Consider the following 12,833-nt stretch of genomic DNA (forward strand, 5'->3'; position numbering starts at 1 on the left):
TACGATGGGGGAAGCAAAACGGGCGACGGAGAAATTCCGCCCGGTGATCGTGACGGGGCTGTCGGGCGGCGGAAAATCGCTCGCGGCACGCTATATGGAGGATCTTGGCTACTTCTGCGTGGACAATCTTCCGCCGGTATTCATTCCGAAGTTCATCGACCTCTGCCGCGAGACACACGGACAGATCAGCCGTGCGGCGATCGTTGTGGACACGCGCAGCCGTGAGTTCTTCGATGATTTCGTCCGCGTCCTCGGAGAGCTGGATGCGGGCGATGTCGCCTATGAGCTGCTCTTCATCGAGGCGTCCGACGACGTCATCATTCGCCGCTACAAGGAGACGCGCCGTCCGCATCCGCTCGCACCCGATGCGCGCATCTCGGAGGGAGTGACGCGCGAACGCGGACAGCTCGCTTCCGTGCGTGCGCGTGCGACGCAGCTGATCGACACATCGAATCTGCGCAAGGCGGAGCTTCGCGACATCATCCGTCAGCACTACGATACGCCGGGGCGGGACGCGGAGATGAATGTCAATATCCTCTCGTTCGGCTTCAAATACGGCATCCCGCTCGATGCCGATCTTGTCTTTGACGTGCGCTTCCTGCCGAATCCGTTCTACGTGGATTCGCTGCGCAATAAGAGCGGTACCGTCCCGCAGGTCGCTTCCTACATCGAGTCGTGGGACGTGACGCAGAAGTTCGAGCAACAGCTCGACGGGATGATTGACTTCCTCCTGCCCAACTATGTGAAGGAAGGCAAGAGCCAGCTCGTCATTGCCGTCGGCTGTACGGGCGGCATGCATCGCAGCGTATTCATCGCAAAGCATCTCTACGATCGCATCAAGGGCAGCTATGCGGCGCGTCTCGAGCATCGCGATCTCATGAAGAACGAGGTGCAGGAGCACGTCAGCGAGGGGTAATTCATGCATCTTATCAAATGGCTCTACCCGGGCATGGGGTTCAAACGATGGCTCTTTGTCTTTGCCGTCGGGACACTCTGTGTGGGGCTTGGAGCTGCACTCATCTTCAACTACAAATACATCGACAGCATCGAGGAGGCAATCTTCCGCTTCGTCTATACGTGGCAGGGCAGTTACAACTACGGTTTCACGGCAATCGCGGGGGCGGCGGTTGCCCTCCTCGGCACTGCACTCATGCTGGTGGCAACACGCCACATCATTCGTTCTGTCATCACAGCGCTGATGCCGGAGGGGACATCGACGCGCCTCGTTGATCTCGTCTACGAAAAGACTCGTCTGAGCCGCGGCCCTGCGGTCACGGTCATTGGCGGCGGCCACGGCCTCTCCGTACTGCTGCGCGGGATCAAGGAGCTGACGAGCAACGTAACGGCGGTTGTGACGGTCGCGGACGACGGCGGTTCCTCGGGACGTCTGCGCGAGGAGCTCGGCATCATCCCGCCGGGCGATCTGCGCAACTGTCTTGTCGCGCTTGCCGACACGGAGCCGCTGATGGAGAAGCTCTTCCAGCACCGCTTTGCGGGCGAGAGCAATCTCGCGGGACACAGCTTCGGCAATCTCTTTCTCGCGGCGATGGCGGAGGTCACGGGCGATATGGAGACGGCACTGCGCGAGTCCTCAAAGGTTCTCGCGGTTAAGGGGCGCGTGCTTCCCGCATCGAAGCAGTCCGTGCGCCTCGACGCGATCCTCGAAGACGGCACCGTAGTCGAGGGCGAGTCGCATATTCCGGAGGTGGAGGGGCGCATTCGCCGCGTGCGCCTCTACCCGCAAGATGTCGCGCCTGTGCCGTCCGCGCTTGAGGCGATCCGCACGGCGGACGCGATCATCCTTGGTCCCGGCAGTCTCTATACGAGCATTATGCCGAACCTTCTCGTAAATGGCGTGGCAGAGGAGCTTCGGAAGAGCCGTGCGCTCAAAATCTACATCTGCAACGTCATGACGCAGCCGGGCGAGACGGACGGCTATACTGCCGCCATGCATGCGGAGGCGATCGTGCGGCATGCGGGGCGCGGGGCAATCGACTTTATGCTCGTCAACAACGCGCCGATTTCCGATGCGCTGCGTGAGAAGTACGCGGCGGAGGGAATTGCGCCCGTTGTGGTGGACGAGGCGCAGATCAATGCGCTCGGCATTGGCTTTGTTGCAGCGGACATCATCAATCAGTCGGATGCCGTGCGGCACGATCCCGACAAGCTCAGCCGCAACGTCATGCGCATGATCTACGATCTGCGGGTGAGCTGAGATGCCGTCCTTTGCCTCGGATGTAAAGAACGCGCTCTCACGCACGGATGAGGAGCGTGCGTGCTGCCAGACGGCAGAGCTTGCCGCACTCCTGCGCATGGGCGCCTCCATGGTGACGGATGGAGCGCACGGGCTCGGTCTGCGCTTCGAGGCGGCGAGCGCCGCCGTTGCGCGCCGCGTGATCCGTCTCCTGCGCACGATGGATGCGGCGATCGAGACATCGGTTGCGATGGAACGTACTCCGCAGCTGCGGCGGCGCACATACATTGTCAATATTGCAGCGGGGGAGGGGGTTACCCCGCTCCTCACGCGACTCGGTTTTCTCGACGGCGGGGAGGCGCTCCGTGCGGGCACAGATGTGCTGCTCCTGCGCAAGAAGTGCTGCCGTGCGGCGTATCTGCGCGGCGCATTTCTCGGCGGCGGCAGTGTGAACCGTCCCGAGGCAAGCTGCCATCTCGAGATCGCGGCGAAGAGCGCGGCGATGGGGCGTGCTCTTCACACCCTCCTGCGGCGGCTGCACTTCCCCGTAGGGCTGACCGATCGGCGCGATACCTACGTCGTCTATCTAAAGGAGGGGGACGCAGTCATGGATTTCCTCGCGCTCATCGGCGCGGAGGAGGCGGCAGAGGAGATCGAGGTGGCACGCAATCTGAAGGAAGTACGCGCACAGGTGAACCGTCTTGTCAATGTGGAGACGGCAAATCTGCAGCGTGCAGTAGATGCGGCGGCGGTGCAGCGTGCGGCGATTGAGCGCCTCGCGGCGGCGGGACGGCTCGCCGAGCTGCCTGAGGAGCTGCGCGAGACCGCAGAGATGCGGCGCGAGCATCCGGAGATCAGCATGTCGGAGCTTGCGGCGCTCTGTCACATCAGCAAGTCGGGCATGAGCCATCGCCTGAGGAAGATCTGTGCGATGGCAGAGGAGGTATAGAGTTTGATCAGAGGAATTGTACGGCGGCTTTCCGCGGGACTGCCGCTGCCGGTACTCCTGCTCGCCGCGTTTGCGGGCTGGATTCTGACAGCAGAGGTACCTGCGGGCTTTCCCATTCTGGAGTACCATATGGTGAAGGAGGATGCGCCGCCGAAGGCAAAACCCTATGTGGTCCCGCCCGAGGATTTTGCTGCGCAGCTGGATTACCTTCTTGCAGAGGGATATACGACGATCACGCCGCAGGACTACGCGCGTGCGCGCAAGGGAAAGCAGGAGCTGCCCGAGAAGCCCATTATTCTCTCCTTTGACGACGGCTATGAGGACAACTACCGCGTCATCCTGCCGATGCTTGAGGAGCGCGGCATGAAAGCGGTGTTCTATGTGGTGACGAATGACATCGGGCTCCCCGGCTATATGACATGGGACAATCTCTTTGACATGGAGCGGCGCGGCATGGAGATCGGCAGCCACACGGCGAACCACATTCCACTGACGGAGCTTCCGCCCGAAAAGCAGCGCGATGAGCTGCGCCTCTCGAAGCTGATGCTCGAGTGGAAGGGGATGAAGACGATCTACAGCTTCTCCTATCCAAACGGTGCCTATGATGCGGGGATTGTTGCCATGCTCCAAGAGGAGGAGTATCTGACCGCCGTGACGGGCGACGCGGGGCTGAATGATCGGGCGACGAATCCGTATCTCCTGCGGCGTGTCAACATTGCGCCGCCGCGCCTGGGGCTGACGGAGTTCCGTCTGCGTCTGATGAAGGCGGACATCGCCGCGCGTCTGGATGCGCGGATCGCGCAGCTGCCGGAGGGACTGCGCTTAGGGATTGCACAGATGTGGGGCACACTGCGCAGGGATGATTGAACAATCGAAGGGAATGTAGACAACACACATGAATAAGGGAATCTTTCAGAAAATGGCAGCGCTGACGCTCGCGCTGCTCTGCACGGGCGGGCAGGCATTCGCTGCGGGACATGGCGAGGGCACAACGGTCATGCGCGAGCGCGGCGCGGCACAGGCGAATATCCGTGACCGCGTTGCGAGTATCCTCGGGTCGAGCGAGCCGCCGCGCAACCGCGTGTTTGCACCGGGGACATCACATCTCATGCATCGCTGGCCTGTGGAGTCCTACGACACGGGCGGCACACTGCTCTTCTCGGACAGTCCGGAGTATGTCAAGGAGAGCGGCATTCTCTACCGCGATACGGTGACGGGGGATGCGCGCGTCCTCTACTACCACCTGAATGACACCGCACAGCCGAAGAAGGTGGCAGTCATACTCGAGACAGAGGCGGATCTTGCGACGGTGTCCGTGACGCGCGGCGCAGCCGCTGCACCGAGTGCAGATTATCTGCAGGTCGGCAAGGCCACACAGATCGGCTACTTCGACACGCGGGAGATGCATGAGCACGTTTACGTGACGAAGGAGCGTCCGCGCCTTCTCGTGCCCGATATGAATACGACGGTTCTGGCACCGGGGGATCTGGTCTACGGTGTCTATGATTTTCACACAAATGCACCTGTGCGCGTCTCGGTCATCATGTACGGGGCGGATGTGGATCCTTTCGCCTTCCTCCGCACTGCACGCGTGCTGCCGCGCGATAAGGTTGCGCTGCGCGGGACGTTCCGCGGGATGAACCGTATGATCACCTCGCAGAAGATCTATCGCCCCACAACGGACGGCACCGTTTACTTTCCCATCGGCGACAATGTCCACGATATCTACCGCCGCGGCATCGATGCAACGGACGGTTCTGCCGTTGTGAATTACGGCAACTACGGCATTCTCTATCAGATCCGCATCCCGACAACAGGACGCGAGAACACGCGCTACTTCCTCAGTCCTCTGGGCGGGGTCTATGCGGGGGCGATGCGCGCGGAGAGCGGCGCGAAGAGTATGCTGCTTCAGACGCCTGCGACGCGGCCGTATTTCGGTGACCAGACACTGCCGGAGCCGGCGCAGGTGGCGCAGGCACGCGAGGAGGGGCTGCTCTTCCTGACGCAGTACACAGAGCTCGCGGACCTCGGAACCTACACGAGCGCGCAGTCCGTACAGTTCGAGTACTCACCGCCGGGCGCGTCCAATCTGCCGGTAAATATCATTCTCATGCCGGAGAAATAAGATAATTTTTTCATCTGGGAAGGGTTTTTCTTATGTGTGTTGAATAATGAAATAGCGAGTGATACATAGGAAACTATTCAACTTCGGGTGGATCAGGGAGGAAGAAAATATGTCAGAAGAGACGAAGATTGACCACGAGCGCCTGCTCGAAGCGATTGAGCGGATTGCGACCTCAACGCAGACGGTTTATGAGGCGATCGAGCAGGTTGCGAAGAGCGCAACGGAGCTTGCGAGCGCGGGACAGGAGTCCGTCAAGCAGGCGAAGTTCCTGCAGGAACGCAACGCCGACACGATCAAGGTCATCGACTTTATCACTAATATCGCAGGACAGACCAATCTGCTTGGTCTGAATGCAGCCATCGAGGCGGCGCGTGCCGGCGAGCAGGGACGCGGCTTTGCCGTTGTCGCTGAGGAGGTACGCAAGCTTGCGGAGCAGTCGCGCGAGGCGACGGAGCGCATTCAGGTAACGCTGAATGAGATGAACCGCGCGGTTGAGGACATCTCAAAGTCCATCGAGACGACCGGCTCCATCAGCGAGCAGCAGGCGGCCTCGACGCAGGAGATCACGGCGAACCTCTCGCGTGTGACGCGTGCGGCGGACGAACTGAAGGACTATATTCGGAATCTTGCTTAAGACGACACAAAAAACTCCCGCAGGTACGCGGGAGTTTTTTGTCGTTCATTTCTTCTTCTCTTTTTCTTTGGCACGCGACTTCGCTGCCTTTTCCTTCGCCTTTGCCTTGTCGCTGACCTTTTTGTCCTGCTGGTACTTTGCGTAGTCAACGCCCATGCTCGCCAGCTTGTGCTTGATCGTCATGATCGGGTGGCGCAGGAACATGCCGCGTTGCGTCTCGTTCATGATGGTGAGGAAGTCCTGCGTCGCCTTCGTGCCGAAGCAGGGGCGGTCGCAGCGGTCGCAGATCGGTTTTGTGATGCCGTAGGGGCAGCGGTCGATCTTCGTAAAGACGGTGGCGAGGAGCGCCGTGCAGGAGGGGCAGAGCTTGCCGTCCTTCGGGCTGTGATGCTTCCTGCAGTAGATTCCGAAGGTCTTGCGGATGTTCTCCTTCTCCTTCGGGATGTTGTTCTTCAGTTCGGGTGGTTTGCGCTTCGGGAGGAAGCGTGAGAAGATGCTCATCTGGTTCACCTGTGCTTTCGTCTATTTCTTGCGCGGATGCGCTTTTCTCTCCATTCCGTCATTTTACCGATTTTTTCGGGAAAAAGCAAGCGAGAAGTCTGCGTGACTTTTGCCCTGAAATGGAGTACAATGAACGCAGATACAGTTCAGGAGGGTACGATGCGCAGAGATGAGAGATGGCGGTTAGACAGCCGGATGGATGAACGGCCCGCAGAGGGCATCGAGGAGGGGCAGCTGCGCAGGCTGCTGTCGAATACGATTGACACGATCGAGGACAATAAGACGCAGATCTTCGATATTTACCAGAATACGCGCAGCGAGGTGGACGATGCGCGCGATCGTCTGGCCGAGCTGCGGAACCGCGTTGCGGAGACGATCGAGCGCGTGGATGGCCTCACGCAAGAGGAACAGCGGGCAAAGCAGCGGCTTGCGGAGGTGAGCCGGAACTTCGCCGACCACACGGAGGATGAGATCCGCAAGACATACGAGGCGGTCTCGATCATCCAGATCAACCTCGCGATCGAGCGCGAGAAGGAGCAGTCCATGCGCGTGGAGCGCGACAAACTCGAGATCCGTCTGCGCTACCTCTACAACGTTGTGGCGCGCGCGGAGCATATGGCGCTCTCGATCGGATCGGTACTCAGCTATCTCAGCACGCAGGTCAGCGGCGTGCTCTGGAAGATCGAGGCGGTGCAGAAGGATAAATTCGTCGGCGCGCGCATCATCAAGGCGACGGAGGAGGAGCGCTACCGCATTTCGCGCGAGATTCACGACGGTCCCGCGCAGGATCTTGCGAATGTTCTCTTTACAACGACCATCGCAGAACGCCTGATGGATCAGGATATGGCGGAGGCGAAGAATACGCTCGTGGAGATGCGCGAGGAGATCCGCAAATGTCTCACGAGTGTGCGCCAGATCATCTTCGATATGCGCCCGATGGCGCTCGATGATCTGGGGCTGCCGCAGGCGGTGGAGCAGCTGATTCGCCTCTTCGGCGAGCGCGGGAAGCTGCGCGGCACATTCAGCCTCGAGGGGGCGCATTACACGCTGCCAAAGCATGTGGAGATTGCGATCTTCCGCATCGTGCAGGAGGCGCTGAACAACGTCGTCCACCATGCCAAGACGGACAAGGTGCGCGTGCGCATGCACTACACGGATCAGGCACTGACGGTCCTCATTGCGGACGATGGCGTCGGTTTCGATGTGAACCGTCTGCCGGAGCAGACGGAGAATACGGATGAGACGGCGGATGCGCTCGATATGGAGACACAGCGCCGTCTGCGCGGACGGCATTTTGGCGTAATCGGCATGGAGGAACGTGCGAAGATCATCGGCGCGGCGATTCAGATTCTCTCCGAGCCGGGCAAGGGGACCAAGGTGCATCTGCGCGTGCAGAACCGCATGGTGGAGGAGCATTGAGCACGCCGCTTGCGGATGCGGTGCTCCGCTATGCGGGGCTGGGTGTTCTGCCGATGCATACGCCGGGGCACAAGGGCGGGCGCGGGGCGCATCCCGTGCTGCGCCGCTTCTTTACGGAGGAAGGTCTGCGTTCTGATGTCTCGCTCTCGGCGGAACTGGATGATCTCCATGCGCCGACAGGCTGTATCCGTGCGGCGGAGGAGCTTGCGGCAGAGGCGTACGGTGCGGACGCGGCGTACTTTATGGTGAATGGGACGACGGGCGCGGTCCATACAATGCTGATGGCGGCGCTTGCGCCCGGCGAGACTATCCTCGTGCCGCGCAACGTGCACCGCTCTATCGTGGGGGCGATGATCCTTACGGGGGTTCGCCCCATTTATATGCAGCCGGAGATTGACACGCGGCTCGGCATTGCGATGGGGGTGTCGCTGCATACGGTGGAGGCGGCGGTGCGCGAACATCCCGAGGCACGCGCGGCGCTCCTCGTCTATCCAACGTACTACGGTGTGGTGACGGAGCTGTCTGCCATCGCGGACTTCCTGCATGCACACGATATGCTGCTTCTCACGGATGCTGCACATGGAGCGCACTTCGCGTTCTCCGATGAGCTGCCGCCGTCTGCGATGGCGGCGGGTGCGGATCTCTCGGCGGAGAGCACGCACAAGCTGCTCGGCTCGCTGACGCAGACCTCGATGCTGCTCGCACGCGGCGGGCTCGTATCGACGGAGCGGATTCGTGCGGCATCGGGCATCGTGCAGTCGACCAGTCCGAATGAACTGCTGCTCGCCTCGCTCGATCTTGCACGTGCGCAGATGGCGGAGGAGGGACAGGAACGTCTTGCCGTCGCGATTCGTGCGGCAGAGGAGCTGCGCCGCAGCATCAATGAGATCGAAGGGCTTTGGGCGTTTGGTGCAGAGTACATGGGTGCGGACGGGATGGCGGCACTTGATCCGCTGAAGATCACGGTGCAGGTCACAGGACTGGGGCTCTCGGGCTTTGCGGCGGAGGAGGAACTGCGGCGGCGCAATGTCGCGTGTGAGCTTGCCGACGCGCGGAATGTGCTTCTGCTGCTGTCCTATGCGGACGGGGCACGGGAGACGGAGCGGGTCTTGGCGGCACTGCGGGGGATGGCAGAGGAGCATGCGCCGATGTGTACGTCGCGCGGAGCGGCAGCCTTTTTGGCACTGCCGCCGCTTCCGGAGACGGCACTCGCGCCGCGCGATGCGTATTTTGCACGCAGTGAGCATGTTGATGTCGGGACAGCTGAGGGGCGGATCGCGGCGGAGACAATTGTGTTCTATCCGCCGGGGATTCCCGTGCTCGCGCCGGGCGACGTGATTGACGGCGAGACTCTCGCGTATCTGCGTGCGATGAAGGCGATCGGTGCGCGTGTGGTGGGTGCGGCGGATGCGTCGCTCGGAACCTTGACAGTAATTGCGAAAGGCTGATATGGCAAACGGAAAACTCTTTATCATCGAGGCGGGGGACGGCTCGGGCAAGGAGACGCAGACACGCCTTCTCACGGAGCGGCTCGTGCGGGAGGGACATCGCGTTGTATCCGTCACGTTTCCCGACTATGAGGCGGATTCCTCCATGCTCGTGCGGATGTATCTGCGCGGCGACTTCGGCGCACGCGCGGACGATGTGAATGCCTATGCGGCATCGACGTTCTTCGCTGTTGACCGCTACGCTTCCTATCGGACGAAGTGGAGGCAGGACTATGAGGCGGGTGCGATCATTCTCGCGGACCGTTACACCACGTCGAACATGGTGCATCAGGCGGTGAAACTCAGGGACGAGGAGGAACGCGACACGTTTCTCGACTGGCTCTATGATTTTGAGTTCCGCAAGATGGGGCTGCCCTTGCCCGATGCCGTGTTCTTCCTCGACATGGAGCCGTGTGCGGCAGAGCGGCTGATTGCGGCGCGTGCGAGGGAAAAGGGCGGTACGCCCGATATCCACGAGCGCGATGCCGCCTATCTCGCACGTGTTCATGATGCCTACCGCCTCCTTGCCGCACGCTACGGCTGGGTACGGATTCCGTCAAGCATGGACGGGGAGCCGCTGCCGATCGCGGAGATCCATGAGAGACTGTATGGGGAAGTGCGGAGATTTTTGTGACGAATGGGGGCGCAATATGCCTGAAATCAGTCTGTTCTTTGGCATTCGTATTACAATCTATTACAAAGATCACAACCCTCCGCATATCCATGCAGAATATGCAGGCAACAAAGCGGCGATTGATATACAGAATGCCTGCGTTCTGAGTGGGTTTCTTCCCAATAGACAGTTGAAGATTGTCCTCGCTTGGTGTGTTCTCTATCAGGATGAACTAATGCAGAATTGGGAGTTGGTCAAGAGTGGAAAGTCTCCCAATCCAGTTCCGCCAATGGGAAGGATGTGACCATGATGGATTCTCGTTTTTTCCCCGAAGTACTGCAGGTTGTCCCTGGTGACAACTATACCGTCTACGCATATTTCAACGACGGGACGGTACGGTGTTATGATGCTTCGGAGCTTGTCATGGGTACGGGCGTTTTTGCACATCTGCGTGATCGGCAGGTTTTTGTAAGTACGATGACGGTCATGAATGGTTCTGTGGCGTGGGATCTCGAAGGAAATCGCGACGCGACGAAATGTATTGACATCGATCCCTTTGTCCTCTATGAAGCCCCTGTTGTGAAAGATCCTCTCGAAGAATCTGAGCAGCAGAAAGCATCGTAAAGAGAGTGAAGCGTTGATTAAAGAAGTTATCATCGTTGAGGGAAAGATGGATGTGCGGGCAGTGCGGCGCGCGGTGGAGGCGGACTGCATTATCACCGACGGATTCCGTCTCCGCAGTGCGGCGATCAAGAACATCCGCGCCGCCTACGAGAAGCGCGGCATCATTATCCTCACCGACCCCGATACCGTGGGGGAGCGTATTCGCGCACGTCTCACGGAGATGTTCCCACGTGCTCGCCATGCCTTTGTTCCCGCAGAGGATGCGACGAATCTGAGCGATGGTGACATCGGCATCGAGCAGGCAAGCCCTGCGGCGATTCGCGCGGCTCTTGAAAAGGTGCGGACGCCGATGGATGCGCCCGCAGAGATCTTCTCAATGGCGGATATGATGCAGGCAGGACTTACGGGAACGGAGGATGCCGCTGCGCGCCGTGCACATCTCGGACGGCGGCTCGGACTCGGTTTTGCAAATGCCAAGACCTTTCTCCGTCGTCTCAATACGTATGGCATCACGCGCGAGGAATTTACATCTGCAATAGAGGAGCTATGATGAACGCAAGTATCCCCGTGATCGCCGACCCGAAGGTCACACGCCACATCCTCAGTGCATTTCACCTGCGTGCGAGCAAGCGGCTTGGGCAGAACTTCCTCGTGGACAGGGGCGTCGTGCAGGGGATTGTGGACGCGGCAGAACTCTCGCCTGCGGATACCGTGCTCGAGATTGGCCCCGGCATTGGAACGCTGACGCAGGGGCTTGCCGAGACGGGTGCGCGCGTTGTCGCTGTCGAACTCGACAAGAAACTCCCTGCCGTGCTCGCCGAGACGCTGAAGGGCTACGATAATGTGACGATTGTGCCGGGCGACATCCTGAAGCTGAATATCTCGGAAATTCTTGGGCTGCCGAACGGATCACGGTTCAAGGTTGTCGCGAATCTGCCGTACTATATCACAACACCGATCCTTATGACGCTCCTCGAACAGCGTCTTCCGATCGAGCGCCTTGTGACGATGGTGCAGAAGGAGGTCGCCGTCCGCATGACGGCGCGTCCCGGCTCAAAGGACTATGGTGCGCTCTCTGTCGCCGTACAGTATTTCACCGTGCCGCGCATGGTGATGGACGTGCCGCCGCGCTCCTTCCTGCCCGCGCCCGAGGTGACGAGTGCCGTCATCGCCTGTCATGTGCAGGATGTTCCGACGGTTCAGCCCGCCGATGAAAAACTCTTCTTCCGCCTTGTCCGTGCCGCATTCGGCCAGCGGCGCAAGACGCTCCTCAATGCGCTCACGGGGGCAGGCCTGACGAAGGAAATGAGCCGTGCAGGGCTTACGGCGGCGGGGATTGCGGAGAATATGCGCGGTGAGCAGCTCTCGCTTGCGGATTTTGCACGGCTCTCCGATGCGGTTGGGCGTTTGGAGCAACGGGAGGGATGACGATGTTTTTCGACAGCCATATACATACGGAGTTCTCTGCTGATTCGGAGATGAAGGCGCAGGATGCGCTGCGTGAGGCGGAGCGGCAGGGACTCGGACTGGTCTTTACCGAGCATCTCGACTACGACTATCCGGCGGCGGGCAGGGAGGAGTTCATCTTCGATCCTGCGGCGTATTGGGCGGCGTATGAGCCGCTGCGCGCGGGCGGGAAGCTCTCACTCGGTGTTGAGATGGGCATGATGGCAAGTGCACGCGAAAAAAATGCCGCATTCCTGCAGCGTGTTCCGTTTGATTTTGTGCTTGCGTCGATTCACTTTCTGGACGTGAAGGATCTCTACTATCCGGAGACGTTCGAGGGCCGCGAGAAGGCGGAAATGTATCACGAATACTTCACCGTCATGCGTGATGAAATCTACGCGCATCCGTTTATCAACACGCTCGCGCATATTGATTACATCGCGCGCAATTCCACGTTTGACAATCCAGAGATCTCCTATGGTGAATTTTCGGACGAGATCGATGCCGTTCTGCGCGCTCTCATTGAGACAGATACAGCCATCGAGATCAATACGCGCCGTCTCGGCACGCCGCGCGGCATTAAGGAGCTTGCGCCCATCTACCGCCGCTACCGTGAACTCGGCGGACGCTATGTCACCATCGGCTCGGATGCCCATGTCCCCGATGGGGTCGGCCGAAACTATCACCGGGCACGTGAGCTTGCCTGCGCTTTTGATCTACAGATTGTTGCGTTCCGTGAGCGGAAGATGCAGACTTGTGAGTAAAATACAGCGAATTTATCGACCTTGTATGCACGTTTTTATGCGTTGCCTCTCCTCTCGTTTCCTGCTATAATGCAGGG

General features: G+C 59.9%; 15 protein-coding genes. 14 read left to right on the top strand and 1 reads right to left on the bottom strand.

The window, feature by feature from the left end; genetic code table 11:
- Positions 1–4 precede the first annotated feature (4 nt).
- From rapZ to BCS37_RS02125, 6 genes are all read left to right on the top strand, one after another.
- Positions 5–916, top strand: coding sequence for an RNase adapter RapZ (rapZ, locus tag BCS37_RS02100; protein ID WP_069179928.1), 912 nt, complete (start codon positions 5–7; stop codon positions 914–916).
- Between the two features lie 3 nt (positions 917–919).
- Entirely contained in the window at positions 920–2,215 is a 1,296-nt protein-coding gene (locus tag BCS37_RS02105; RefSeq protein ID WP_069179929.1) for a gluconeogenesis factor YvcK family protein, read from the top strand.
- Position 2,216: 1 nt separating this feature from the next.
- Entirely contained in the window at positions 2,217–3,143 is a 927-nt protein-coding gene (whiA, locus tag BCS37_RS02110; protein ID WP_069179930.1) for a DNA-binding protein WhiA, read from the top strand.
- A gap of 3 nt (positions 3,144–3,146) precedes the next feature.
- A complete protein-coding gene (locus BCS37_RS02115; RefSeq protein ID WP_069179931.1) occupies positions 3,147–4,010 on the top strand; it encodes a polysaccharide deacetylase family protein in 864 nt (287 codons plus the stop codon).
- A 28-nt stretch (positions 4,011–4,038) separates the two neighbouring features.
- Positions 4,039–5,268, top strand: a complete 1,230-nt coding sequence (locus BCS37_RS02120) for a copper amine oxidase (protein WP_069179932.1) — start codon at positions 4,039–4,041, stop codon at positions 5,266–5,268.
- A 109-nt stretch (positions 5,269–5,377) separates the two neighbouring features.
- A complete protein-coding gene (locus BCS37_RS02125; RefSeq protein WP_069179933.1) occupies positions 5,378–5,902 on the top strand; it encodes a methyl-accepting chemotaxis protein in 525 nt (174 codons plus the stop codon).
- A gap of 45 nt (positions 5,903–5,947) precedes the next feature.
- Here the strand turns inward: BCS37_RS02125 and BCS37_RS02130 are convergent, their stop codons facing one another.
- Entirely contained in the window at positions 5,948–6,403 is a 456-nt protein-coding gene (locus tag BCS37_RS02130) for a nitrous oxide-stimulated promoter family protein (protein ID WP_069179934.1), read from the bottom strand.
- Positions 6,404–6,562: 159 nt separating this feature from the next.
- Here BCS37_RS02130 and BCS37_RS02135 point away from each other — a divergent pair, with 159 nt between their 5' ends.
- From BCS37_RS02135 to BCS37_RS02170, 8 genes are read left to right on the top strand one after another with little or no spacing between them, the layout of a single operon-like run.
- On the top strand, positions 6,563–7,822 hold the full coding sequence (locus BCS37_RS02135) for a sensor histidine kinase (RefSeq protein WP_069179935.1): 1,260 nt from the start codon (positions 6,563–6,565) through the stop codon (positions 7,820–7,822).
- Positions 7,819–9,270, top strand: a complete 1,452-nt coding sequence (locus BCS37_RS02140) for an aminotransferase class I/II-fold pyridoxal phosphate-dependent enzyme (RefSeq protein WP_069179936.1) — start codon at positions 7,819–7,821, stop codon at positions 9,268–9,270. The genes BCS37_RS02135 and BCS37_RS02140 overlap by 4 nt, the downstream gene beginning before the upstream one ends.
- A gap of 1 nt (position 9,271) precedes the next feature.
- Positions 9,272–9,943, top strand: a complete 672-nt coding sequence (locus tag BCS37_RS02145) for a dTMP kinase (RefSeq protein WP_069179937.1) — start codon at positions 9,272–9,274, stop codon at positions 9,941–9,943.
- 16 nt (positions 9,944–9,959) lie between these two features.
- The gene (locus tag BCS37_RS02150) at positions 9,960–10,226 is read left to right on the top strand and encodes a DUF4160 domain-containing protein (RefSeq protein WP_069179938.1); all 267 of its coding nucleotides are present in this window, start codon (positions 9,960–9,962) and stop codon (positions 10,224–10,226) included.
- A gap of 5 nt (positions 10,227–10,231) precedes the next feature.
- Positions 10,232–10,546, top strand: a complete 315-nt coding sequence (locus BCS37_RS02155) for a DUF2442 domain-containing protein (protein ID WP_069181522.1) — start codon at positions 10,232–10,234, stop codon at positions 10,544–10,546.
- A gap of 13 nt (positions 10,547–10,559) precedes the next feature.
- Positions 10,560–11,096: a ribonuclease M5 gene (rnmV, locus tag BCS37_RS02160; RefSeq protein WP_069179939.1), complete on the top strand. Its 537-nt coding sequence runs from the start codon at positions 10,560–10,562 to the stop codon at positions 11,094–11,096.
- Positions 11,096–11,974, top strand: coding sequence for a 16S rRNA (adenine(1518)-N(6)/adenine(1519)-N(6))-dimethyltransferase RsmA (gene rsmA, locus BCS37_RS02165; RefSeq protein WP_069179940.1), 879 nt, complete (start codon positions 11,096–11,098; stop codon positions 11,972–11,974). The genes rnmV and rsmA overlap by 1 nt, the downstream gene beginning before the upstream one ends.
- Entirely contained in the window at positions 11,971–12,756 is a 786-nt protein-coding gene (locus BCS37_RS02170) for a histidinol-phosphatase HisJ family protein (protein ID WP_069179941.1), read from the top strand. Before rsmA ends, BCS37_RS02170 begins: the two co-directional genes overlap by 4 nt.
- Positions 12,757–12,833: the final 77 nt, after the last annotated feature.

The sequence above is a fragment of the Selenomonas sp. oral taxon 920 genome (assembly GCF_001717585.1).
Taxonomy (GTDB): Bacteria; Bacillota; Negativicutes; order Selenomonadales; family Selenomonadaceae; genus Centipeda.